The sequence below is a fragment of the Agrobacterium sp. A3-95 genome (genome assembly GCF_053521785.1).
The window spans coordinates 629,194-652,009 of record NZ_JBNWDR010000001.1; the positions used below are offsets into that span (position 1 = coordinate 629,194).

Annotated in this window: 23 protein-coding genes; 2 read left to right on the plus strand and 21 right to left on the minus strand. The window is 58.4% G+C overall.

Annotated elements, in window-relative coordinates:
- Positions 1 to 109 precede the first annotated feature (109 nt).
- On the plus strand, positions 110 to 1,474 hold the full coding sequence (locus ACQZ5Y_RS03150) for a metallophosphoesterase (RefSeq protein ID WP_174049186.1): 1,365 nt from the start codon (positions 110 to 112) through the stop codon (positions 1,472 to 1,474).
- Between the two features lie 21 nt (positions 1,475 to 1,495).
- Here ACQZ5Y_RS03150 and ACQZ5Y_RS03155 read toward each other — a convergent pair whose 3' ends face one another.
- From ACQZ5Y_RS03155 to ACQZ5Y_RS03180, 6 genes are all read right to left on the minus strand, one after another.
- Complete coding sequence (locus ACQZ5Y_RS03155; protein WP_034501827.1) at positions 1,496 to 1,852, minus strand: hypothetical protein; 357 nt, start codon at positions 1,850 to 1,852, stop codon at positions 1,496 to 1,498.
- A 253-nt stretch (positions 1,853 to 2,105) separates the two neighbouring features.
- Positions 2,106 to 3,194: an ABC transporter ATP-binding protein gene (locus ACQZ5Y_RS03160; protein ID WP_013635492.1), complete on the minus strand. Its 1,089-nt coding sequence runs from the start codon at positions 3,192 to 3,194 to the stop codon at positions 2,106 to 2,108.
- Between the two features lie 21 nt (positions 3,195 to 3,215).
- A complete protein-coding gene (bglA, locus tag ACQZ5Y_RS03165) occupies positions 3,216 to 4,871 on the minus strand; it encodes a beta-galactosidase BglA (RefSeq protein WP_038489849.1) in 1,656 nt (551 codons plus the stop codon).
- Positions 4,872 to 4,907: 36 nt separating this feature from the next.
- Positions 4,908 to 6,068: a carbohydrate ABC transporter permease gene (locus ACQZ5Y_RS03170; protein WP_003515133.1), complete on the minus strand. Its 1,161-nt coding sequence runs from the start codon at positions 6,066 to 6,068 to the stop codon at positions 4,908 to 4,910.
- Between the two features lies 1 nt (position 6,069).
- Positions 6,070 to 7,083: a carbohydrate ABC transporter permease gene (locus ACQZ5Y_RS03175; RefSeq protein WP_162711086.1), complete on the minus strand. Its 1,014-nt coding sequence runs from the start codon at positions 7,081 to 7,083 to the stop codon at positions 6,070 to 6,072.
- A gap of 106 nt (positions 7,084 to 7,189) precedes the next feature.
- Complete coding sequence (locus ACQZ5Y_RS03180) at positions 7,190 to 8,551, minus strand: ABC transporter substrate-binding protein (RefSeq protein WP_019564294.1); 1,362 nt, start codon at positions 8,549 to 8,551, stop codon at positions 7,190 to 7,192.
- Positions 8,552 to 8,826: 275 nt separating this feature from the next.
- On the opposite strand from ACQZ5Y_RS03180, the gene ACQZ5Y_RS03185 reads away from it, so the two are divergent.
- The gene (locus ACQZ5Y_RS03185) at positions 8,827 to 9,852 is read left to right on the plus strand and encodes a LacI family DNA-binding transcriptional regulator (protein WP_013635488.1); all 1,026 of its coding nucleotides are present in this window, start codon (positions 8,827 to 8,829) and stop codon (positions 9,850 to 9,852) included.
- A gap of 9 nt (positions 9,853 to 9,861) precedes the next feature.
- Here ACQZ5Y_RS03185 and folD read toward each other — a convergent pair whose 3' ends face one another.
- The 15 genes from folD to flgK form a co-directional block, all read right to left on the minus strand.
- Positions 9,862 to 10,761, minus strand: coding sequence for a bifunctional methylenetetrahydrofolate dehydrogenase/methenyltetrahydrofolate cyclohydrolase FolD (folD, locus tag ACQZ5Y_RS03190; protein ID WP_038489842.1), 900 nt, complete (start codon positions 10,759 to 10,761; stop codon positions 9,862 to 9,864).
- 77 nt (positions 10,762 to 10,838) lie between these two features.
- Positions 10,839 to 12,614 (minus strand): GumC domain-containing protein, encoded by a 1,776-nt coding sequence (locus ACQZ5Y_RS03195; RefSeq protein ID WP_174049185.1) that lies wholly within the window; start codon positions 12,612 to 12,614, stop codon positions 10,839 to 10,841.
- Between the two features lie 112 nt (positions 12,615 to 12,726).
- The gene (locus tag ACQZ5Y_RS03200) at positions 12,727 to 13,401 is read right to left on the minus strand and encodes a WecB/TagA/CpsF family glycosyltransferase (protein ID WP_065688341.1); all 675 of its coding nucleotides are present in this window, start codon (positions 13,399 to 13,401) and stop codon (positions 12,727 to 12,729) included.
- Positions 13,402 to 13,578: 177 nt separating this feature from the next.
- Positions 13,579 to 14,115, minus strand: coding sequence for a hypothetical protein (locus ACQZ5Y_RS03205; RefSeq protein ID WP_080799389.1), 537 nt, complete (start codon positions 14,113 to 14,115; stop codon positions 13,579 to 13,581).
- The gene (locus ACQZ5Y_RS03210; protein WP_003515122.1) at positions 14,115 to 14,483 is read right to left on the minus strand and encodes a hypothetical protein; all 369 of its coding nucleotides are present in this window, start codon (positions 14,481 to 14,483) and stop codon (positions 14,115 to 14,117) included. The genes ACQZ5Y_RS03205 and ACQZ5Y_RS03210 overlap by 1 nt, the downstream gene beginning before the upstream one ends.
- Positions 14,484 to 14,512: 29 nt before the next feature.
- A complete protein-coding gene (locus ACQZ5Y_RS03215; RefSeq protein WP_003515121.1) occupies positions 14,513 to 15,070 on the minus strand; it encodes a rod-binding protein in 558 nt (185 codons plus the stop codon).
- 115 nt (positions 15,071 to 15,185) lie between these two features.
- On the minus strand, positions 15,186 to 15,605 hold the full coding sequence (locus tag ACQZ5Y_RS03220; RefSeq protein WP_003515120.1) for a hypothetical protein: 420 nt from the start codon (positions 15,603 to 15,605) through the stop codon (positions 15,186 to 15,188).
- A 15-nt stretch (positions 15,606 to 15,620) separates the two neighbouring features.
- Positions 15,621 to 16,376 (minus strand): flagellar biosynthetic protein FliR, encoded by a 756-nt coding sequence (gene fliR, locus ACQZ5Y_RS03225; RefSeq protein ID WP_003515118.1) that lies wholly within the window; start codon positions 16,374 to 16,376, stop codon positions 15,621 to 15,623.
- On the minus strand, positions 16,373 to 18,460 hold the full coding sequence (flhA, locus tag ACQZ5Y_RS03230) for a flagellar biosynthesis protein FlhA (RefSeq protein WP_003515116.1): 2,088 nt from the start codon (positions 18,458 to 18,460) through the stop codon (positions 16,373 to 16,375). Before flhA ends, fliR begins: the two co-directional genes overlap by 4 nt.
- Positions 18,461 to 18,619: 159 nt before the next feature.
- Positions 18,620 to 18,886, minus strand: coding sequence for a flagellar biosynthetic protein FliQ (locus ACQZ5Y_RS03235; RefSeq protein WP_003515115.1), 267 nt, complete (start codon positions 18,884 to 18,886; stop codon positions 18,620 to 18,622).
- Between the two features lie 49 nt (positions 18,887 to 18,935).
- A complete protein-coding gene (gene flgD, locus ACQZ5Y_RS03240) occupies positions 18,936 to 19,406 on the minus strand; it encodes a flagellar hook assembly protein FlgD (RefSeq protein ID WP_003515114.1) in 471 nt (156 codons plus the stop codon).
- Complete coding sequence (gene flbT, locus ACQZ5Y_RS03245; protein ID WP_003515113.1) at positions 19,397 to 19,846, minus strand: flagellar biosynthesis repressor FlbT; 450 nt, start codon at positions 19,844 to 19,846, stop codon at positions 19,397 to 19,399. Before flbT ends, flgD begins: the two co-directional genes overlap by 10 nt.
- A complete protein-coding gene (gene flaF / locus ACQZ5Y_RS03250) occupies positions 19,843 to 20,187 on the minus strand; it encodes a flagellar biosynthesis regulator FlaF (protein ID WP_003515112.1) in 345 nt (114 codons plus the stop codon). The genes flbT and flaF overlap by 4 nt, the downstream gene beginning before the upstream one ends.
- A gap of 34 nt (positions 20,188 to 20,221) precedes the next feature.
- The gene (locus ACQZ5Y_RS03255) at positions 20,222 to 21,325 is read right to left on the minus strand and encodes a flagellar hook-associated family protein (protein ID WP_003515111.1); all 1,104 of its coding nucleotides are present in this window, start codon (positions 21,323 to 21,325) and stop codon (positions 20,222 to 20,224) included.
- A 3-nt stretch (positions 21,326 to 21,328) separates the two neighbouring features.
- A complete protein-coding gene (gene flgK, locus ACQZ5Y_RS03260) occupies positions 21,329 to 22,807 on the minus strand; it encodes a flagellar hook-associated protein FlgK (protein ID WP_003515109.1) in 1,479 nt (492 codons plus the stop codon).
- Positions 22,808 to 22,816: the final 9 nt, after the last annotated feature.

The window sequence follows — 22,816 nt, forward strand, 5'->3', positions numbered from 1 at the left end:
TTCCCGTCTCTTAAACGCCAAACTTGTCATGCGGCTGTGATGATCGCCCTATAGGGGCTTCTCAGCCAGCCGCGGGACGATGACGCATTTCAAGATGATGGGGCCAGACATGACGATTTTCTCAAGCAAACGCCGTGACGTGCTGAAGCTTATGGCTGGCACCGCCATACTGCCGCTGATGGTGGTGGCAACGCCGGCGGAGGCGCAGGATGTGGCCCTGCGTGCAATCGTGATTTCCGACCTGCATTCGGCCTATGAGCGCATCGGGCAGCTCCTAGCGGCCATAGAAATGCGCATCGCGGCTGAAAAGACGCCCCACATTATTCTTCTGAACGGCGACCTGTTCGAAACCGGCAATGCGGTGGCGACACGGTCGTCCGGCGAAATCGAGTGGACGTTCCTCTCGGCGCTCGCCAGGCTCGCGCCCACCGTCATCAATATCGGCAACCATGAACCGGATATCGATAACGACCTCGCCAATTTCGTCCGTCGTGCCCGCGCGCTCGGCATCACCGTGCTGTCCAACATCATCGACAAGCGCAGCGGCGCACCCTATGCACCGGCCAGTGTGGAGGTAAGTGTGGGCGGACGGCCGGTCGTCGTTGCGGGCCTTGCCACCAACGCGATCAATACCTATCCGAAGGCGACGCGTGAGATGCTGGATATTCCGCAGCCTGTGGAATGGGCCAAGGCGAATCTGCCTGAAATCGTCAAGCCGGAGGCGATCAACATCGTTCTCAGCCACGCCGGTGTTGTTGCCGACCGCGGTATCCTGCCGTTGCTGCCCGATGGCACCCTGCTGGTCGGCGGCCACGATCACCTGAACTTCGTGCATGAACAGGGTGCGACGCGCTATGTCCACACGGGTTCATGGTGCACCTCCATGGCCATTGCGACGATCGAAGCTGCTGGCAAGGCGCCGACGATCGAGACCGTCGCCATCGACAGCGACGCCCCCTCCTCCCCGGCACTCAAAGGCCTGATCGAACAGACGCTCGACAAACATCTGACGGCAGAAGAGAAGGCGGTTGTCGGCAAAACGGAAAAGGCGATGACAGTTGACGAGGCAGGACGCCGTGTGGCGCAGCTGATCGCCACAAAAACCGGTGCGGATGTCGGCTTCATTGGCCACACCTCCTTCGGCGCTGGTTTGCCAAGGGGTGATATCCGCCGCTACGATTTCAACGCCTCGCTGCGTTTCGACGGCAAGCTGATGGTGACGGAAGTGGATGGCGAAGCGCTTGCGCAAATCCTCAAGCGCTGCAACCAGGACGGCGACATTCCGCTTGCTGACCGCACCGGCGATTATCTCTACGCCATGCCGGAAAAACCGGTCGCGAGAGAGCGCTACAAACTGGTCTGCAACGACTGGTCCGCCACCAACCAGAAATCCTATTTCGGCCGCAGCGATCTTGCCTTTGCGGAAGTGCCGGATGTGAAGCTGAAGCAGACGGTTCTGGGTGGGCTTTCCTGAAGCCGGAGATTCTCCAGCCCCTCAGAAAGACCGGATATCGAGCTTCCGGTCCTTATGCGCCGGATGCGTGCTGAACACGAAAATGCGGTCGAGTTCCTTTTGCGTCAACATGCGCAGAAAACGGACGTGGATGGTGTTGTTGGCGTTGACGCGCAACATAACGCAGCCGATCTTGGTGATGCGGGCGTCGGGAATATCCAGATAGAACTGGTTCGGAAGATTGTATTTCGTCAGCAGTGCCAGCACGGCCTCGGTCTGGGAAATGCGAATGACGTCGCAACGGCGAGCGGCCATATGCATGACGGCCTTCTCGGTATATTCGATGCGCGCCGCATTCATGGTGTCTTCCATGCGAAACCGGCCTTCGCGGTCGTACATGAAGGATTCTTCCTTGGTCAGGTAACTGTTCTTGATAACACCCGCACTGCTCTGCACGCCCTGACCTCCATGCTCTTTCAACGTCTCCAAGATTAAAACGTAGTCTTTAACAATTCATATCAGCGTCACCTTAAACAGACCGAAGACGGAACATTTTTGGCATTTTTCCACAGCGGCAAAATATCATGAAAAAACCCCGGAACGGGACGTTCCGGGGCATGTTTCCTGAAGCTCACGGCCATTGTCTCCGCAACTATCTGCGGTAGTTCTTGCCCTCGGCATCAAAGAGATGGAGCTTTGCCTGCGGTGCCGCAAAACGCAGGGTCTGACCCTTGGCGACGGATACGATGCCCGGCACCTTGACGATGATCGGCTCCTGCCCCTTGGGCGCTTCGAGATAAAGCAGGGTCACTTCACCGAGAGCCTCGACGATCGCGACTTTTCCCTCGAAAAGATAATCGTCGCCGGTGACGATGCTCAAATCCTCCGGCCGGACACCGAAGCTCGCGGCCTTGCCCTGCTCGGTTGCAGGCGTGGGAACGACGATGTTCAGCGTCTTGCCTCCGGCAAGTTCGATCGAAGTCCGCTCTCCGGTTACGGCAATTTTTGCCGCAATGATGTTCATGGCGGGCGAGCCGATGAACCGCGCCACGAAGAGGTTGGCGGGGTTTTCGTAAAGTTCCAGCGGCGGGCCGACCTGTTCCACACGACCCGCATTCAAAACGACGATACGGTCGGCCAGCGTCATCGCCTCCACCTGATCGTGGGTGACGTAAATCATCGTCGTGTCTGCCATCTGCTCATTGAGCTTGGCGATCTCGATGCGGGTTGCGACGCGCAGCGCGGCATCGAGGTTCGACAGGGGTTCGTCGAACAGGAACACCTTGGGATTGCGGCAAATGGCACGGCCGATGGCGACGCGCTGGCGCTGGCCGCCAGAAAGAGCCTTGGGCAAACGCTCCAGATATTGCGTCAGCTGCAGGATTTCGGCAGCGGCGCGCACGCGACGGTCGATCTCCTGACGGTTCTCCTTGGCGATCTTCATGCCGAAGGCCATGTTGTCGTAAACAGTCATATGCGGATAAAGCGCATAGGACTGGAACACCATGGCAATGCCGCGACGCGAGGGCGGGATTTCATTGACCAGCTGTCCGTCGATGAACATTTCGCCGCCGGTGATTTCCTCCAGACCCGCAATCATGCGCAGCAACGTCGATTTCCCGCAGCCGGACGGCCCGACGAAAACGATGAATTCGCCCTGTTCGATCTCCAGATCGATGCCGTGCAGGACTTTTACCTGCCCGTATGATTTGCGGATATCCTTGAGAACGAGACTTGTCATGGGTTGTTCCTCCCTGCTCTATCAGGCGTAACGGGCGAAGAAAGCGCCCCATGCCGGAAGTTCTACGCTTCTGCCGTCCACACCGTTTGCAAAGCCGTGGCCTTCGAGAACCTCCCAGTTCCCTTCCGGCAGCGTCGCCTTTGCCGGTGTCGCGGACAGATTGAAGAGGCACAGAACGGTTTCGTTGCCGAGCGTGCGGGTGTAGCTCAGCACGTCGCCCTCCACTGGCTGGAATTCGATGCCGCCCTTGGCAAAAGCGGGATGCTTTTTGCGGAAGGAAAGGAAGCGGCGGTAGTGCTCCAGCACGGATGCCTCATTGCCCTGTTGGGCGCTGACGGCGCGCTGCTTGTGTTCGGCCGGAATGGGCAGCCAGGTCTTGTCCGAGGTCGAGAAGCCGGCCTGCGCATGGCCCGCATCCCACACCATCGGTGTGCGGCAACCGTCGCGGCCCTTAAATTCCGGCCAGAACTGGATGCCGTAGGGGTCCTGCAAATCCTCAAAAGCAATATCGGCTTCAGTAAGGCCCAGCTCTTCACCCTCATAGATGCAGACGGAGCCGCGCTGCGTCATCAACAACGCCGAAAGCACCTTGGCGAAAGCATCCTTATCCTCGACATGCTCGCCCCAGCGGCTGACATGGCGAACGACATCGTGGTTGGAGAAAGCCCAGCAGGCCCAGCCTTCCGGCGCCGCCCTGGCAAAATCCGCCTGGACATCGGCAACACGCTGTGGCGTGAGCGCATCCGGCGCCAGGAATTCGAAGGCGTAGCACATCTGCATCTTGTCGTCGCCGGAGGTGTATTCACCGACGATTTCGAGTCCGCGCTGACTGTCGCCGACTTCTCCGACGGCGGCGATGTCCGGAAACTCGTCCAGCACGGCGCGGAAGCGTTTCAGGAAGGCGATGTTTTCGGGGCGGTTCTTGTCGTAGAGATGTTCCTGGAAATTGTAGGGATTGACCGCAGGTGCCGTAGAGGCGTTGCGGCGCTCCGGCGCCAGCGCCGGGTTGTCGCGCAATTCCAGATCATGGAAATAGAAATTGATGGTATCGAGGCGGAAACCATCGACGCCGCGCTTCAGCCAGAAGCGGGTGATATTGAGCAGTTCTTCCTGAACTTCCGGATTATGCAGGTTGAGATCCGGCTGCGAGGTCAGGAAGTTGTGCATGTAATATTGCATGCGGGTGGGGTCCCACTGCCAGCCGGAGCCGCCGAAGATCGACAGCCAGTTGTTGGGCGGCGTGCCATCCGGCTTGCTGTCCGACCAGACATACCAGTCCGATTTCGGATTGTTGCGGCTGGCGCGGCTTTCCACGAACCACGGATGCTGGTCAGACGTGTGCGACATGACGAGGTCGATCATGACGCGGATACCCAGACGGTGCGCTTCCGCGATCAACCCGTCGAAATCGGCAAGCGTGCCGAACATCGGATCGACATCGACATAATTCGAGACGTCATAACCGAAATCCTTCATCGGCGAGGTGAAGAAGGGCGAAATCCAGATGGCGTCGGCACCGAGACCGGCAATATGCGCCAACCGGTCGGTGATGCCCTTGAGATCGCCGATGCCGTCGCCATTGGAGTCCTGATAGGAGCGCGGGTAGATCTGATAGATCACGGCGCCGCGCCACCAATCCTTGTTGGGCGTCAAAGCGGAAGTCACCGGAGCGGTCATAGTCTCATCCTGTCTGGTATGGGCGTTCATGGATAATCAGCCTCCCTTGACGGAGCCTGAGAGCAGGCCACGCACGAGATAACGTTGAAGGGCAAAGAAGACGCCAAGCGGCACGACAATGGTAACGAAGGCCGAGGCGGTGAGGATTTCCCAGTTGCCGCCGCGCGAACCGAGCAGCGCGTTTAGCGCACCGGTCAGCACCAGCTCATCCTTCTGTGTGCCGAGGAAGACCATGGCGACAAGCAGGTCGTTCCAGGTCCACAGGAACTGGAAGATGGCGAAGGAGGCGAGCGCCGGGAAGGACAGCGGCAGGATGATCTTGACGAAGATTTCGAAATCGCTCGCGCCGTCGACACGTGCACTTTCGATGATCTCTTTCGGCAGGCCGGAAATGTAGTTGCGCAACAGGTAGATGGCGAGCGGCAGACCGAAGGCGGTGTGCGCCAGCCAGATGCCGGCATAGGTCTTGGACGGAACGCCGAAGATATTGCCGATTTCGTTGTAGAGTTTCAGGAGCGGTATCAGCGACATCTGCAACGGTACGACGATCAGGCCCACCACCATCGCAATCAGAAAATTGCGGCCGGAAAAGCTCATCCATGACAGCGCATAGGCGGCAAAGGCGGCGATGAGGATCGGGATGACGGTTGCCGGCACGGCGACTGTCAGCGAGTTGACGAAGGACTGGCCGATGCCTTCCGAGGTCAGGACGGTTCGATAATTGTCGAGTGTGAAGACCGGCGGTGTCGCGACGGAAATATAGACGCGCTTGCCGCGAGAGCCCTCGAAGCTTGAGGCCTTGCTGTATTCATAGGTGCCGTCCGTATTGACGAGCAGCGTTTCCCCGTCGCCGATATCTGCCGCTTCACCGGCTTTGAAGGCCGTCGGCTCCTGCACGCGAACGCCGAAGGCTGCAACCTTGCCCCCCTGTCCGCTTTCAAAAACATTACCTGATATGACGTAGCGGTTCCCGTCCTGCTTCTGCACGGCAGCGTCGGCAAGGCGAACCGCCGCGGTCTGCTCGGAACTGGAAAAGGCCGTCCACCAGCCCGACACGGTGATCTGGTCCTTGTCGCGCAGGGAACTTACGAGAATACCGAGTGTGGGCAACAGCCAGAGAAGCACGACGACCAGCACGCTGGCATGGACGATGAGGCGCGGCAGGCCGACGCGGCGCAGACGTTTTACGATATCCATCTCAGCGGCCCTCCATCTCACGGTTCGCCTGGCGGATGTTCCAGACCATGATCGGGGTGACGGCCGCCATGATGACGAGCGCTATGACCGCACTTCGGCCACTGTCACCACCGCCGCGGAACATCCAGTCGAACATGAGGTTGGCGAGAACCATGGTGTTCCACTGACCGTTGGTCATGGTCAGCACGATGTCGAAAACCTTGAGAACGAGAATGGTGATCGTCGTCCAGACGACGGCGATGGTGCCCCAGATTTGCGGGACCATGATCTTCCAGAAGATCTGCCAGCCATTGGCGCCATCGATAACGGCCGCTTCGATTGTCTCTTCCGGAATGCCGCGCAGCGCTGCCGACAGGATGACCATGGCAAAGCCGGTCTGAATCCAGATGAGGATGACCATCAGAAAAAAGTTGTTCCAGAAGGGCATGGAAATCCACACCTCCGGGCTGCCGCCGAAAAACTCGACGACGGCGTTGAGGAGCCCGATCTGCACCTGACCTTCGGCGCGATACTCGTAAATGAATTTCCAGATGACGGAGGCACCGACGAAGGAGATCGCCATCGGCATGAAGACGATGGATTTGGCGATGTTGCCCCACCAGATGCGGTCGGTCATGACGGCAATAACGAGGCCGAAGAAGGTGCAGGCGGCCGGCACAACGGCCAGCCAGAGGATGTTGTTGAAGATCGATTGCCTGAAGCCGGCATCGAAAAATGCCCAGCGATAATTGGCAAGACCTACGAATTCGGCTCCGGTCCGGTCATAGAATGAGAGGATGAGCGTCGCGATGACAGGATAGACCAAATAGACGAGAAGAAGGACAAGAGCGGGGCCGATGAACAGCCAGGGCCTGACCGACGCGCGGCGGTTGAGGTTGCGGGATGCCTGCAACACGTCTCCCGAGCGGACGGGAAAGATTACCTGCAACAGTTTGTCGGATAGCCAATAATAGGCAGCGCAGGCAAAAACGCCGGCCACCATGACGCCGATGGCAGAAACGAGTTGTTGAGCCATGTTCCCTCCCTTGATCCTCTCCGCGGCGCGCTGATTTTATGCGGTCGACGGCCGTTCCGTTGGCAAAGGCCCGGCGGCATCACCGCCGGGCCAAGCTCTGTTGAGGTTACTTCAGGCCGTCCCAGGCCTTCTGGATATCGGCAGCGACCTGATCGGCCGACTTGCCGCCGACGAAATCGATCATGCCGGTCCAGAATGCACCCGCGCCGATCTTGCCCGGCATCAGGTCGGAACCGTCAAAGCCGAAGGTGGTCGCGGAGGTGAGGATTTCACCCTGGCGCTTCATCTGCTCATTGGCATAGGTATCGACATTCACACCCTTATACGGCGTCAGGAAGCTGGACTGTGCCATCCAGACTTCGTGGGCGATAGGGGTTTTCAGGAAGTCGACGAAAGCCTTGGCGGCGGGCGCTTCCTTGGTGATGGTGACGAGCGTGCCGGCGCCCAGAACCGGCTTGCCGAGTTCAGGCTTTGCGGCATAGGTCGGCATATAGAAGAAATCCACATCCGTTCCGACCTTGGTACCATCAGGGAAGAAGGACGGCACGAAGGACGCTTGATGATGGAGGTAGCACTTCGGCGGAATGTCGAAGAGACCCTTCGGGCTGTCGCGGAAGTCGGTGGAGGCCACAGCCGCAACGCCGCCGCTGACATATTTTTCGTTCTTGGCGAATTTGCCGAATTCATTGATTGCCGCAACTACGGCCGGATCGGTGAACTTCACCTCGTTCGTCGTCCATTTCTGATAGACGTCGAGTGGCTGCGTGCGCAGCATCAGGTCTTCCACCCAGTCCGTTGCCGGCCAGCCGGTCGCACCGCCGGAACCGAGGCCGATGCACCAGGGTGTGCCGCCATCGGCAACGATCTGGTCCGTCAGCTTGAACAGGTCTTCCATGCTCTCGGGCACTTTATAGCCCGCTTCCTCGAAGTTCTCAGGTACGTACCAGACGAGCGACTTCACGTCGGCCTTGAAGGGAAATGCAAAGTAAGCCTTGTTGCCGTCCTTGCCCTTGTAGCTGCCGAGATCAACCCAGGACTGGCCAGCGCCGTAATTGTCCTTGACCCAGTTTGCGGTCTCATCGCCGAGCGGAACCAGAAAACCCTTGGCGGCGAGATCGGCCAGAAGACCGGGCTGCGGCAGGATGGCGATGTTGGGCGGAGAACCCGCCTGCGTATCGATGACGATCTGCTGTTCGTAGTTTTCCGAGGAGGAATAGCGGACGTTCACGCCGGTCGCGTCGGAGAAATAGGCCAGCACCGTCTGGAACAGCGCCTCGTCCTCACCGCGCCAGGGCCCGAAAATCGTCAGCGTCTGACCTTTCAGATCGGCATGGGCCGCCTTGAAGTCTTCGTAGCTTTTCCAGTTGAACTTGGCATCCTGACCGGGCGCGAATTTCAGATCGGCTGCAAAGGCCGAACCCGACAGCAGCACTATAGAAGCCGCCGTCGCCAAAAAGGTCTTCTGCATGTGATTTACCTCCCATCACATAAAAGGCTCAAAGCATCTCCCATAAATCAAAGCGCTTTGGCTGCCTATTCATCTCATTGTCATTGAGAAGGAGTCAAGAGGCTCTTTCGCTGGACATGCCGCATTGTCGTATGAATAGTCATACTTACTTAGAAAGGCGGCTATCGTTTTCGATTGAGAAAACCGGCAGGGACTGGTAAAAAACTAAAGCGCTTTGGGAGTTAGAGGAGAGGCTTTTGCCATTTCCGATGCGCGCGCATGGAGGAAAAACAGACATGAACCTGAAACAGTTGTCGCAACTGCTGGGGATTTCTCAGACAACCGTCAGCAGAGCGCTCAACGGATATCCCGAGGTGAGCGCAGAGACGCGCCGCCGCGTCATGGAAGCCGCCGAAAAGACCGGATATCGCCCGAATGCCGCGGCGCAACGGTTGGCGACCGGCAAGGTCGGCTCCATCGGACTGGTCATGCCGGTTGGCGAACACCACCGCTCGGATGTGCATTTCGGCGAATTCCTGAGCGGTCTAGGCGAAGAAGCGGCTCGCAGCGGATTTCACCTCGTTATCACGCCCACGGAGCCGGAAAAGGAACGGGAAGCCCTGCGGGGGCTGGCGGCGAGCGGCAGCGTCGATGGCATCTACCTCGCCTATATGAAGAAGAACGACGCCCGCATCGCCATGATGCAATCGCTTTCCCTGCCCTTCCTCGTCCATGGCCGCTCCATCGGCGTGGAAGAGGATTATCCCTTTCTCGACGTGGACAATGAGGCCGCATTTCGCGACGCGACCCAGCTGCTGCTTCAGCTTGGCCACAAGCGGATCGGGCTTCTGAACGGGCCGGAGGGCTACGACTTCACCTTCCGCCGCTGTCTCGGGGTGGAAAAGGCGCTGACGGCAAATGGGCTGACATTGCGCCCCGAACACACAAGACACAGCAGCATGACCGATGAGGAGGGTTATCTCGGCATGGAAGCGCTGTTGTCACAGCCGGAAAGACCAACCGCCATTGTATGCGCCAGTACCGCATTGGCACTCGGCGTGATCCGCTCGCTCAACCAGCGCGGCTTGAAACCGGGCAAGGATATTTCGCTGATTGCCCATGACGATGTGTTGCCGCTGTTGAAGCCCGACAATTTCTCGGTGCCTCTCACCACCACCCGCTCATCCCTGCGGGCGGCGGGAGTACGTGTCGGGCAGCGCCTGATCAACCGGATCAAGCTTAACCAGACCGAACCTCATCAGGAACTCTGGAAGGCGGAACTTGTCGTCCGCGCCTCCACAGGACCGGCTCCGAAAGAGTAACTACCGATTTCAGAACTTCGGTGCGGTCTTTCCAAGCGCGCGATAGGCGGCGATGACGGTGTTGGCCATCAGCATGGCAATCGTCATCGGGCCTACGCCGCCCGGAACGGGGGTGATGGCAGCGGCGACTGCGCTTGCCTCATCATAGGCGACGTCACCGACCAGCTTCGATTTGCCTTCACCCTTTTCCGGAGCGGGAATGCGGTTGATGCCGACATCGATGACGGTCGCGCCGGGCTTTACCCAATCGCCCTTGACCATTGCCGCTCGACCCACCGCCGCCACGAGAATATCGGCCGTCTTGCAGACGGTGGCGAGATCCTTGGTGCGCGAATGCGCCATCGTCACCGTGGCGTTGGCATTCAGGAGAAGCTGGCCCATCGGCTTGCCGAAGAGGTTGGAGCGGCCGATGACCACGGCGTTCAGGCCGGAAAGATCTTCGCCGTGAATGCTGCGCACCAGAAGCATGGCGCCGGCTGGCGTGCAGGAGATGAGGCCGGTTGCGAGATCGCCGGTCGCCAGCTTGCCGGCGTTCAGCACGCTCAGGCCATCCACATCCTTCTCGGGCAGGATCGACTGGATGATCTCATCGGAATTGAAGTGTTTCGGCAAAGGAAGCTGTACCAGAATGCCGTGGATGGAGGCATCGGCGTTCAGTTCGCCGACCAACTTCAGAAGCTGATCTTGAGTTGTTTCTTCCGGCAGCGTGTGCTGAACGGAATTGAAGCCGCATTGCTTGGCTGTCTTGCTTTTGGAATTCACGTAAGCGTGGCTGGCCGGATCGTTGCCGACGATGACAACCGCGAGACCGGGCTTCACACCCTGTTCCGCCTCAAGCGTTTCTGCCGATTTGCGGACCGCCTCCGTTACCGAAGCCGCCTTTGCCTTTCCGTCAATCACAACTGCCATGCGTCCTGCTCCTGCTGGATTACGTTGGCCCCGTATGGTGCCGACTTTGCAGGAATGCAAGCAAAAATGCAGCTTCGTCAGGCAGTTTTGCGGTAGTCGTCGCGATGCTCGGCGTAATCGGCGAGGCGCTCCCTCAAGAGCGCCAACTCGCGTCTCAATTCCGCCAATTCCTCGGCTTCGGCCTGCTCATGGTCGAAATGCCCGGCAAGGGCTTCACTGAGCAAGGGCGGCAGCTCCGGTGTCGTCTGGGGGGTATTCCTGACGGTGCGGTTGCCCATCAGAACCTGCCGCACACGCTCGTCCAGCGGAATGTCATCGGTATCGAATCCGCTATCGTTCGCCGCCCCGGCGTAATAGTCCGCGAACTCAGCCTCCGGCTCGAATTCGCTATCCGCGGCCAGTTCTTCCAGATCATCGAACACATCCGGCTCGATCGGCTCGAACTCGGGAACCTGCCCCGATTGCTCAGGCGCTTTTTCGGAGGGCAGAACGTGCGCATCATCAAAGACGAGTGCCTCTTCCTCGTCATGGCGACGGTAGCTCAGGAGATACAGGCTGCCCAGCAGGCCGAGCAACGCGCCACCGCCTGCCAGCATAGCGGCTTGTGTGAGGTCGCGCGACAATTCGCCCGGTCCGGCCTTCCTGGTGAGGCGGGTCTCAACGGCGGTTGTGGTGGATGAGGACATGTCCCGACGCTCGCTCGCCTCAAGGTAGGCATTTCGCGCCGTTTCCAGTTCACCCTGCAATCTGGAGAATTCACCGGGCGTGACACCAAGGCTGCTCAGGCGGTCGAGATGTTTCGTTCGTTCGGCGTTCGCGGTTGCAACTTCCTGTGCGACGCGCTTCTCATCGGCGCGCAAGCCATCGACCAGCTGACGCAATGCGGGAGCGACAAGCGCCTGCACGGCATCTACGGCATTCTGGGCGGCGATGCGGCGGGGATGTTTCGGGCCGTAATCGACCGAGACGCCTGAAAGCGCCATGCTGGCACTTGCATGTCTTTGCCTGATGTCCTCAAGCACAGAGAAAGCAGCGCCTGACGGCAGGGGCTTTGACAATACGTCATTCGGCTTGAGGCCGGTGGCCACCGCCAGATCCGTCTGAAGCGACTGCTGCTGCTGGGTCGTCCCCGCAAGGCTGTCATTTAGGTCGTGCAATTGCTGCTCGAGTTGCTGCACTTCCGCCAGGACGGCCTCGCCGTGGCGCATCTGGAAACCGTTCAAGGCGGCTTCCGCCTCGTCCAACCGGGTGCGCGCCCGCTCCGTCTCGCGCATGGCGGGCGTCATGGTGCCGGCCTTGCCATCCGCCATGACACGCATCGAAAGATAATCCGTAAGCCGCATCGCGGTTTCCGGCGTCGCTGCCTTCGAGGTTACAATCAGCGTGTTTTCATCTGGCGTCAGTTCCAGACGTATCGCCTCGCCCACAGCACCGTTCAATGCTTCACGCGGGGAAAGCGAACGGGTATCCGCCCCGGTCAAAAGGTCGAAAAGCAGGCCAAGTTCGCCCTGATTGCGAACGCCGACCATGTCGGCGGGCTTCAATTTGAGGTCGCCCGCTATACGGTCCAGACCGGACGGAGAAAGCAGGGTGCGGCGGGCCATGGCAAGAAAGCGCGCCGCATCGGGTGCATCGTAGCCGGCCTGGGTAACCTCGACATGCGCCTGCGAAACATATCCGCGAAAACCGGAATCGATGAGCAGCAGCGGAAGTGCAGCCCCCACAACGGTGGCGGCGGCTACGCAACCGGCTGTCAGAAGCCGCAGACAATGTTTGCGAAATTGCGACGCAGGCACGGCAACACCATCCTCATCAGGGCGCGTCGCCATCATATCGGGACTGTGATCAACCATCTGAAGCCGTCTGCCACGCTCGGCGCCGCCCGCAACAGGCGGCTTTCAAAACCTTACGGGAGGTTAAAGGATCGTGGCAAACAAATGGTTAACGGGGCCTTGCCGACCCGCCTCAGCCCTTGCCGAGCGCGATGTGCCAGGGCTCGGCGCAAAGGCTGTAAAGCCAGCTCATATGCAGCTTGCGAAAGATTTCGGGCATGCCAGCCACTTCGGACGCCAGCACCTTGAACAGGGGACCGACCGCGATGGCGAGACGCGCATCATCGCGATTGATGCTGCGATGCAGCCATTTCTCCTGGTTTTCCGCAAGCATGCCCGCCAGCACGACATCCACCTTCACGCCCGAAGTATCCCGGTTCAGCATCACGAAATCATGCCACGGCGCATGTGCGCGCAGCTTGGCGAGGACCTCTCCGACTTGTGCTGCGTCATCCCCCGCAACGCCGATACGTTTCGGCACCGCCATATAGGTCAGAAGTGCCATGACGAAGGCAACGCCATCGATGGTCTCGGGCAGAGGCTTGCCGTGTTCGGCGCGTGCGGCGGCATTCATACCCCTGCCCTGCGGCAGAAGCAGACAGCTTTCCAGAATCTGCCTGTAAGCAATGTCCTTGAGGGACAGTCTGGCATTCTGGATGGTAAGAAATGAGAGCATCGTGTGGCCATCACAAGCCGAAGCCTGGCCGCTGACCATTTCCAGCGCCCCGTTCCAGTCCAGATCACAGACGCGCAGTCCGTGAATATTCCGTTGCGATCCCGTCCGCGCAAAATCTGCCGCGAAATTCATGCCAGCCCCCGAATGCCAAATTCACCGCCGCCAATCCGGCGCATGGTTTGCGGGACGGCAGCTCATGGGTCTGTTTATACAGGTGCTGGTTGAATTTACCCTGAAGGCAACCGATCGAATATTCCGGAAAATAGAAAGGGGCGATTAACCAGACCGGTGGCCTGCACCGCGCCGCCGTTAGTGGCTTGGGGCCGCTTCTTTTCCGGTGTCGACTTTCTCGCCTTCGACAAGCTTGACCGAACGGGGCGAGCCGTTGCCCTTTTGCTCGCGAATATCGGCCTTCGACAGATAATCGAGCTGCTCGATCAGGACGTCCCCGACCACCTCGTCGCCGAGTTTCTTGTTCAGCCCATCGCGGATGCGCTGCTTGAAGACATCAGGGTCGAAGGTGGAGATATTGGCGATGTTGACCATGGAAGAACCCGCCAGAAGCGTGAAGAGTTCGTCGGTCATCAATTGCGTTGCGGGCAGTTCGATCTTCGCCATCTTGTCCTTGTCGACACGCAAGGAAATGCGGCTGAGGAAATAACCGTTCACACCACCGTCATTGATGACGGGGATGGTGATGCTTTCGCCTTTGACCAGCTGCAGACTTGCCTTTTTCGCCCCCGCCTCATCTCCCGACGAGGGGGCCGTCGCCATCTGGACGGAGAAATACACCGCGCCGAGCGTGACGGCGCAAACCCAGACGCCGGTGAGAAGAAGCTTCAACATCAGGAGGCTGCGCCGTACATGAACTGTTCCTGGGAATACGTGCCGTCCGTATCGGCTTCCTGAATCGCGGTCTTGAGAAGATCCGCAACAGCGCGAACCGCATTCAGATGCGCCTCGACGCGGCTGGCGTTGGTCGCGAGCTTGGACTTGATGCCCTGCACCTGATCGAGATGTCCGGCGGCGATTTCCTCATGGGGCGTATCGCGGAACAACATCGTCAACTCATAGAGGCAACGGCTTTTATGGGCATTGGAGACTTTGAAATCGAACTGGGGGTCCTTACCGATATTGTCATTCTCATTGTCGATGATCATTTCAAGACGGCCGAGAACGGATTTGATGCGGTGGTCGTTCGACATAAGGTCCATGCTTGTCTCCTCGTTGTGATTTATCATGCTCAAGCCTCGTCCGTTTTATCATTGGAAACGCCGAGGACCTGCCTTTCGAACTCCGCCACCATCCGAATTGCAGCATTATGGTCTTTGTCATTCATGGATACGTCGGTAATGCCTTTGCTCTCGGCTTTCCGCAACGCATCCTTGTAGGCCTGTTCTGCAATGCCAACGCCGCCATTTCTGGAGATCGTGTCGGCAAACTGTTCCGCCATCATGCTTTTCCAGATCTCGCCGGCGTTGCCCTTGCCGTAGACCTCCTCGCTGTCTTTCGGCAGCATGTTGGCAACGAAGGTCTGAAGCACGGAAGCCTCATACTTGCGATATGTTTCCGGAACTTCGGTACGGGCAGAGCGGATGTTGGTATTGCCGAGACCTGCCTTCGAAGTGGCGCTGTCAAGCATATCAATGGCAGCGCCAAAGCCCTTGCCCGAATCGGCAAGGCTCGTCGCAGCGAAAGCCGCCTTGTTCGCCTTCAATTTTTCCTGGGCGACCTGCACTTCCTGAGGGTCCGCAGCGCGAACCACATCCATCACCAGATCGCTTATAACCGATATCGCCACGTCCAGAACTCCCGAGCTGACGAACGGGCGGCATTAAAACCGGGGCGTTCGCTCAATCAAGAAACACCGCTGAATACGTCTCTCTGGACGCCCAACGATGCAACAACGGGACAGACTATGGATCGCCAACCTTGCTGGAGGCTGGTGTCCGGGATGCGTTCGTGATTTCTAACAGATCATAGATTGCATTGTCGTCGGCCTCGCGATCCTCGAGATCGCGCGCGAGGTGCATCCTGTCCTCCAGCCGGTCGGCCTTGGTCTTTTCCTTGAGCACCTTGTTTTCCTGCAATTGCTGCACGCCGGAGAGCTGGCGATCTTTGACGACAAGGCGGCCGTAACGATCCGAATAGTGCCTGGAGAACGTCTGGTGGACCGGCTCCATGGAACTCATCGCTTCAAGCACGTTCTCCATGGATTGCGCCACTTCGGCACGCACGCGGGTGGTGTCGGCCAGTTCCACCTCGGCCATTTTCTCCATGTGGCGCTGGACCGTTACCAAGCGCTTGAGTTTGGCCGAACGCTTGTCCGAAGCCATGGCGTTTTCTCCAGATCAGAAGCCGATGAAGACCGGGCCGAAACCATCCACGAATTGCCGGATGAGGGCCGCAATCGACAGGTAAAGCATGAAAATACCGCCCGCGAGAACGAAAGGCGTCGATATGAAGTAGACCGGTATCTGCGGCGCCAGCTTGTTGATGAGGCCGACCGCAACGTTGAACATCAGACCGTAAATTACAAAGGGGCTGGCAAGCCGCAGCATGATGGAAAAGGAGGCGCGCAGCGTGTCTGTCAGGGTTATCAGCATCTTCTGGCCGCTGATGAGCGCGCCGACCGGTGTCGTGGCGTAGGAATCGACCAGCGCCCGCAGGACGATATGGTGGAAATCCAGGATGAACAGCACCATGAGCCCACCGAAGGTGATGAAGTTCGATATCTGGTTTTCCTGCACGTCTTCAACGGCATCCGCTCCGCCGGGAGCGCTAAGCCCGATGGATGCGCCGATGAGCGCGCCCGTGAACTGGAAGCCGAGCGTATAAAACCGCGCGATCAGCCCGTACATTGCGCCAATGACGATCTCGGTGAAGATGAGGCCGACAACCGCGCCCTGGCTTGCGCCGGAGACTTTCGGATAGATCGTATCCCACAGTACCGGCAGAAGCGCCATGGACACCGCAACGCACAGGAGAATGCGTATCTGCGGCGAGATGCGCGAACTGGAAAAGCCCGGCATGGTCATGAAGCAGGCGCCGATACGGCAAATTGCAAGGAACAATGCGATAATTGTCCCTTGCGGGTCGGTTATCATGAAATGGCGCCCAGAATCTTGATCTCCAGCCCCTTGGCCAGTTCCACATGCGAGAGAACCGGCAGGGTCGCAAAGAGTCGTTCGATGATCATGCGCACATAGGACCGTGTTTCCGGCGACGTGACAAGGACAAAGGGTAGTCCGCGATCCATGAATTCACGGATAACTTTCGATGCCTGCTCGGAAAATTCCTCGAGATGGCGGGGATCGATATCGAATTCGACGATTTCGCCCTTTTGATCGCGCTTGAGCGCCTGATGGAAGACCATGTCCCATTTGTTGCCGAGGCGAAGCACACGCAATACGCCATTGTCGGCAAGATCGCCGCAGAGCTGCTGCGACATGCGCACCCGTACATGTTCGACGATCTGCTCGGTCTTGCGCACATGCGGGGCAAGTTCGGCGACCGCTTCCAGAATGAGATGCAGGTTGCGGATCGACACACGTTCGGCGAGCAGCAGTTTCAGCACGGCCTGCAGGCCGGAATAGGACATGTGCGAAGAGCAGATTTCGTCGGCAAGCTTCTTGTATTCCGGGTCCAGCCGGTCGATGAGGATCTTGACGTCCTTGTAGGACAGCAATTGCGGCAGATTGTTACGAATGACTTCGCTCAGATGCGTCAGCACCACAGAGACATTGTCGATCGGGTGGAAACCTTCGCGCTTCAAATCCTCGGTGAATGTCTCGAGAATGGAAACGGCCGGCATGCCGAAGGCGGGTTCGCGGATTTCGTCGCCCGGAATGCTCGGCTTGCGCCCTGCCCCCGTCACGACAAGAACATCGCCAACGCGCAGATTGCTCGACGCGATCGTCGTGCCATGGACACGGATCTGGTAGGCCTTTTCCGGGATCATGATGTCGTCGGAGACCTTGATCTCCGGCACGACGAAGCCGTATTGGGTCGCGAATTTCTTGCGCATCTTGCCGACACGGAAAGCCAGTTCCTGATGCGCGCCGAGGAGGCGGGTCGAAACCTGCTTGCCGAGGGCAAGTTCGATTTCGGACGTCTTGAGGACCTGCTTGACGGAGTCCTTTTCCGCTTCGTTGGTCTGGAGAACCTTGTCCTCCTCTTCCTGACGGCGCTGCGCGCTTTCCGCTTCGACCTGGCGCGGAATATACCAGCTGCCGAAGGCCATGATGCCGCCCAAAAGCGTGAAGGGCAGGAAGGGCAATCCAGGCATGACGGCAAGAAGCCCCATCAGCATGGCTGCGACCATCAAGGCACGCGGATATCCGCTCAGCTGATTGATGACGGCCTGATCCGTCGATCCGGAGGTGCCGCCGCGCGACACCAGAAGGCCAGCCGCCAGCGACACGATAAGGGCCGGGATCTGCGAAACGATACCGTCGCCGACCGAAAGCTTCACGAAAACATCGGCAGCCTCGCCGATCGGCATGCCGTGGCGGAAGTAACCGATGATGATGCCGCCGAAAATATTGATCGCGGTGATGATCAGGCCGGCGATCGCATCGCCGCGTACGAACTTCGAGGCACCGTCCATCGAACCGAAGAACGAGCTTTCCTCTTCCAGCTCGCGGCGACGGCGTTGAGCTTCCTTTTCATCGATGATGCCAGCGGACAAATCCGCATCGATCGACATCTGCTTGCCGGGAATGGCATCCAGCGTGAAGCGCGCGCCGACTTCGGCGATACGGGTGGCACCCTTGGTGATAACGATGAAGTTGACGGTGATCAGGATCAGAAAGACGATCAGACCGATCACGAAGTCGCCGGACATGACGAGGCTGGAGAAGCCCGCAATCACGCCGCCCGCCGCCGTCGGCCCCTCGTTGCCGTGCGAAAGGATGACACGCGTCGTCGCAATGTTCAGCGACAGGCGAATCATGGTCGCGATCAGCAGCACGGTTGGAAAAGACGAGAAATCCAGCGGACGCTGTATCCAGAGCGCCACCATGAGGATGAGGACCGAAAGTGCTATGGAAAAGGCCAGACCGACATCCACCAGAACGACCGGAATGGGCAGGAACAGCACGCAGAGGATCGACACGATGCCCAATGCGAAACCGACATCCCGCATGCTCGGGCTTACCTTGGGCAAGGAAATGACTGGTGGTTGCGCCATAAAATCGTCCTGTCTCTTCATGAGAAGGGCGACGGAAAAGCCGCCGCACGGTTCCGCGGCACCGGTTTTCTAAAATCGCTGACGCAATTCAGCCCGATGCTTCAGCCTATCCCTAGTCGCTGAAGCTTGCGCGAGGATGGCATCCAGACGGTACGGGCGTCAGAAGCCCGACTGAACCCGCGAAAAGACGAGATTGGAAAAAAGGGCGATCTGCGCGCCCACAAACGGGGCGGCAACGCCGAGAACGATCATGATCGTTACGATTTTAGGGACAAAGGTCAGCGTCATTTCCTGAACCTGGGTCAGGGCCTGGATGAAGGCGATGGCGACACCAACGATCATGGCCGCGAGAACGGCGGGACCGGCCGCGACGAGAACCGTCCAGACTGCCGCCTGCATGATATCAAGCGCATCGGCCTCGTTCATCGTCGCATCCTTTATTCCGGAAAGGCGGCGTCATGCCGCCTCTTCAATGTCAGGAACCTGCAGGCACGTCCGAATCGGTGCCGCTATCAGGTGTAGTCGCGATCGGACCGTTCGAGAAGGTCACACCGGCCTGCAGCAGCACTTTGTCACCAGCTTCTGTGATGGCGACGACGCCGTCCGAATAGACTTCGACTTCCTTTACCACGCCGGTGACCTTGTCGTCGGCGCTCTTGACCGTTTTGCCAACCAGGTCGGAAGCGCGCGTCAGGGCTTCGGCCTGCAGCATGCTCTTCAGATGGGTGTTGGTCTTGATCGTCTGCTCAACCTGCGAGAAGCTCGCAAGCTGCGACATCTGCTGGCCGGCATCCATCGGGCTGGTCGGATCCTGGTTTTTCATCTGGGCGATGAGAAGCTTCAGGAAGCTGTCGTAGTTAAGCGAGGCCGCGCTTTTGTCGTTGCTGCTCGCCCCGGCATTTGCCCAGGGGTTAGAGGCTGCCGACGTGACTGCATCTACCGCCATGGTGCGATCTCCTTGCGAATCTGCTCGATCGTTGCGGGGGTCATTTCCTGATTGTTGAGGATCTTTTCCTCGGTCGGGTACAGGCCACGAATGGCCTTCAGCGCTTCGAAAGCCTTACCCGAGGCAACCAGACCGTCGATACGCTTGAGTTCGGCAAGAATCTCCTCATGCTGGAAGCAATTCAGCAGCATGCTCACGGATTTGCGGAACAGGTTCGTCGACTGTTCGCGTCCTTCCGGGTTGATGAGGATCATCTGGGCGATGAAATAAAGCTGTCTGAGCGGCGTCGTCGCCTGCTCCGGCTGCAGGACGTGGTTTTCAAGCAGGAACGTGACATCGTTCAGGAATTCGAGGGCCACCTTGCGATCCACCCGCAAAACCGCGCCGTTGATGAAAATCTTTTCGCCCGATTTCAGCGAGATTCGAAGTGTACTTTTCATTTCAGTCCATCCCTGATGATGGTTGTCACGTCAATTATACCCTGGAAATTCGTCGACTGACGTTTCCGGATCAGTTCGCACTCTTTCAAAATCCAGATCGCGATCGAAATCAGATTTGCCCTGAGTTCCATGGCCAGCTGGTTTTCGGGCTGCTTGAGGTCCTCAATGAAGCGGATCCAGACCCGTCGAGTGTAAAAAAGCGCTTCGATCGTGTGGCGCTGGGAAGAGGAATCCTTTGCCTCCACCAGTAGATCGATCGATTTTGTCAACGCCTGCCGCTCGCGATCCTTCGCGTCTGCGACACCATCCTCCATGATTTCGGCGTAGGAAAACTGGTACATTCATGTATCCTTTATCTGCCGCCACCCCTGTTCATCAGAGGTAGTTTACCAGACTCATTTTTTGCAGACGCGACGTAAGGCTGTAGGCAATTTCAATCTGCTGCTGGAGCAGATCCAGGCGTGTCTTCACCTCGTAGGTATCGATCCCCTCGATATCCAGCAGATGAGTCTCGATGATCTTTTTCTGGGCGGCGAGCGAGTCGTTCGCTTTCGAAACACGGCTTTCGGAAAGGCCGAGCTGGCTCTGCTGCTGGTTCAAACCACTAATGACCGTGCCTATATTGGTCACCGACCTGGTTGCCACCAATTCACGAACGTCGCTTGGGACCTTGTCATCAAGGAACGTCATCGCCGTCATTGCTGTCATCGCGAAATAACGCATGCCCTGCGAGTTGCTGTTGGTCGATGTCTCGACCACCTCGTTCTGGCTGATGCGGCTCGTCATGTTCGTGTCGCTCGCCTTCGACCCATAGGTCGTCCAGAAATCGTAATTCTGGCCGGCCGTCAGATCGCTGTGCGGTGGGTTCGTAACCGGCGTAGTACCGTTGAACACGCCTTCGATACGGGTCATGAACGCCGCGGCCTGATCCTTGGACAGGTCGGCAATGTTACCGACCGCAGGTGTCTGTGCCGCCATGAACGCGTTCAGCTCAACCTCATAGGCTGCTTTCAGCGTCGATCCTTCGGCAAAGTAGTCATCGATAGGCTTCACATCCGTATTGATGCCGGAAAACAGAAATTCGCCACTGACTGCCGTATTGGCAAAACCGGTGAAGGTGTTGAACGCATTCGAAATGGTTTTGGCGACCGTTGCCAGCGTTGGTGCTGCGCTGCTGGTATTCGGAACAAGAACCTTCTGAATTTCCTGGGCGGCCTTTGCCATGCCATCAAGTGCCGCCTGAGAGGACTTGAGGCGCTGCGTGGCGATGGAATTGACGCTGACGAGCGAAGAGAGACGATCGACATCGCGATTAAGGTCAAGACTGCGGGCCGTGTTGGCACCCAGCGTCACGCCCAGGTCCGCATGTTTGCCCGTGGTCAGCTCGGTATTGAGGTTCGTCATCTCAAGCTGGGCCTTGAGGATGGTGCTGCGCATGCTGTTCTGCATCGCCAGCGATGAAATGAAGGACGTTTTCATCTATTACCTCACCATATCCATCAGCGACTTGAGCATGTCGTCGATGGTGGTCACCAGCTTCGTGGCGGCCTTGTAGGATTGCTCGATATCCATGAGCAGCGAAAGCTCCTCATCCAGGCTGACGGCAGTATTGTTCGAATAGGAGGTGGCGGAGCGCTCATAGAGCGCGCTTTTCGCTTCGTTTGCCGAAGTTGCGCCGGATCGTTCCTGTTCGAGCCACCCCACCGAGTTGGTGCCGTATTTCAGGATGCTTGTATTCGTATCGATACGTGTCGACGCGGCAAAATTCATGGGCGCGTCAAAAGCAGTGACATAGCTGTCGATCAGTGCGGAAAACCCGGTTCCGCCTGAAGTTGTGCTGTTGATTACATAAGCGGTACCGTTGATACCGCCGTCGCGCAACAATTCCGGGTTTCCACCTTTGGAAATAATTAACGCAGGGTTGACGGTAATGCTCGCAGCGAGCCCGGGAGAGACAACACCGCTTGCCGGAATGGTTGTGGCCGCAGGCGAGCCGTAGGTGAAGAGGCCTGGCATCTTCGGCAGCGTGCTGGTCGGGCTGGCCGGCTTTTCCGCAAACATGGTGATGAGGCCGCGCGCAATTTCGTCGAGCTGGCTCTGCATGGTTGGCGCCAGGTCGTCACGAACCTGCATCAGACCCTGAAGCGAACCTTCCGCTGTCGTGTTGCTGCCGCTGCTCGCCTTGATCGCGACGCCATCAACGTAGATCGCGTTCCCCGTGACCGTCGCGTCGTAGCCCGGCTGCGCCTTGAAAGTAACCTTGCGCGGCACGACTTCGAACAGGGTCGCGCCATCCGCCGTGTAGAGCGCCACGTCGTTGTTTTCACGATTGACGACGTTGATCCCGATGATGGACGAAATGTCCTTCAGCAGCGTCTCGCGCTGGTCGAGAGCATCACTTGGATTGCCGCCGATCGCGGTCTGCGCCTTGACCTCGTTGTTGGCTTCCTCGAATTTCGCGAGCAGGCCGTTCAGCTTGTCGACCTGAAGGGACATTTCCTTGTCGGCACGCAGGCGCATCGCCTGCAGTTCGGACGAAGCCTTGTTCAGGGAATTGGCGACGTCCACGGCGGATGTCACCGCCGTCGCAGCAAGCGCGGAATCGCTCGGCTTTGAGGCGTAACCGTCAAGGCTCTTCAGCAGTTCCTTCATATAGGTGGCAGGCGAACTCTCGTAATCGTTGCCGCCGAAAAGGCTTTTCATCTCCTCGAGCCCGGTCAGAACGGTTTTCTGGCCGGAAGCGAGGGATGCACTGGAGATCGTCTGCCTCAGGAGGCTCTCATTCTGGGCACGGCCGTTGGCGACAATACTTGCACCTGACATGGTCGTGCCGAGAATGGCGGTTCGCTTGACGTAGTTCGCATTACCCACATTGGCAATGTTTTTCGAAGTAACGTCCGTCTGCTTACCTGTATTGTTGAAGATCGACTGCGCAGTATTCATTGCTGACGTGAGCGACATTCATTTGTC

Coding starts and splice junctions, on each gene's coding strand:
- flgD (WP_003515114.1), bottom strand. CDS start 19,406: ATGGCGGTAGATGCAGTCACGTCGGCAGCCTCTAACCCCTGGGCAAAT.
- flhA (WP_003515116.1), bottom strand. CDS start 18,460: ATGGCGCAACCACCAGTCATTTCCTTGCCCAAGGTAAGCCCGAGCATG.
- ACQZ5Y_RS03170 (WP_003515133.1), bottom strand. CDS start 6,068: ATGGATATCGTAAAACGTCTGCGCCGCGTCGGCCTGCCGCGCCTCATC.
- ACQZ5Y_RS03195 (WP_174049185.1), bottom strand. CDS start 12,614: ATGGTTGATCACAGTCCCGATATGATGGCGACGCGCCCTGATGAGGAT.
- ACQZ5Y_RS03210 (WP_003515122.1), bottom strand. CDS start 14,483: ATGGACCTTATGTCGAACGACCACCGCATCAAATCCGTTCTCGGCCGT.
- ACQZ5Y_RS03200 (WP_065688341.1), bottom strand. CDS start 13,401: ATGAATTTCGCGGCAGATTTTGCGCGGACGGGATCGCAACGGAATATT.
- ACQZ5Y_RS03175 (WP_162711086.1), bottom strand. CDS start 7,083: ATGGCTCAACAACTCGTTTCTGCCATCGGCGTCATGGTGGCCGGCGTT.
- bglA (WP_038489849.1), bottom strand. CDS start 4,871: ATGACCGCTCCGGTGACTTCCGCTTTGACGCCCAACAAGGATTGGTGG.
- ACQZ5Y_RS03185 (WP_013635488.1), top strand. CDS start 8,827: ATGAACCTGAAACAGTTGTCGCAACTGCTGGGGATTTCTCAGACAACC.
- ACQZ5Y_RS03235 (WP_003515115.1), bottom strand. CDS start 18,886: ATGAACGAGGCCGATGCGCTTGATATCATGCAGGCGGCAGTCTGGACG.
- flgK (WP_003515109.1), bottom strand. CDS start 22,807: ATGTCGCTCACGTCAGCAATGAATACTGCGCAGTCGATCTTCAACAAT.
- ACQZ5Y_RS03255 (WP_003515111.1), bottom strand. CDS start 21,325: ATGAAAACGTCCTTCATTTCATCGCTGGCGATGCAGAACAGCATGCGC.
- ACQZ5Y_RS03205 (WP_080799389.1), bottom strand. CDS start 14,115: ATGTTGAAGCTTCTTCTCACCGGCGTCTGGGTTTGCGCCGTCACGCTC.
- fliR (WP_003515118.1), bottom strand. CDS start 16,376: ATGATAACCGACCCGCAAGGGACAATTATCGCATTGTTCCTTGCAATT.
- ACQZ5Y_RS03150 (WP_174049186.1), top strand. CDS start 110: ATGACGATTTTCTCAAGCAAACGCCGTGACGTGCTGAAGCTTATGGCT.
- ACQZ5Y_RS03220 (WP_003515120.1), bottom strand. CDS start 15,605: ATGGCTTCGGACAAGCGTTCGGCCAAACTCAAGCGCTTGGTAACGGTC.
- ACQZ5Y_RS03160 (WP_013635492.1), bottom strand. CDS start 3,194: ATGACAAGTCTCGTTCTCAAGGATATCCGCAAATCATACGGGCAGGTA.
- flaF (WP_003515112.1), bottom strand. CDS start 20,187: ATGTACCAGTTTTCCTACGCCGAAATCATGGAGGATGGTGTCGCAGAC.
- flbT (WP_003515113.1), bottom strand. CDS start 19,846: ATGAAAAGTACACTTCGAATCTCGCTGAAATCGGGCGAAAAGATTTTC.
- folD (WP_038489842.1), bottom strand. CDS start 10,761: ATGGCAGTTGTGATTGACGGAAAGGCAAAGGCGGCTTCGGTAACGGAG.
- ACQZ5Y_RS03180 (WP_019564294.1), bottom strand. CDS start 8,551: ATGCAGAAGACCTTTTTGGCGACGGCGGCTTCTATAGTGCTGCTGTCG.
- ACQZ5Y_RS03155 (WP_034501827.1), bottom strand. CDS start 1,852: ATGTACGACCGCGAAGGCCGGTTTCGCATGGAAGACACCATGAATGCG.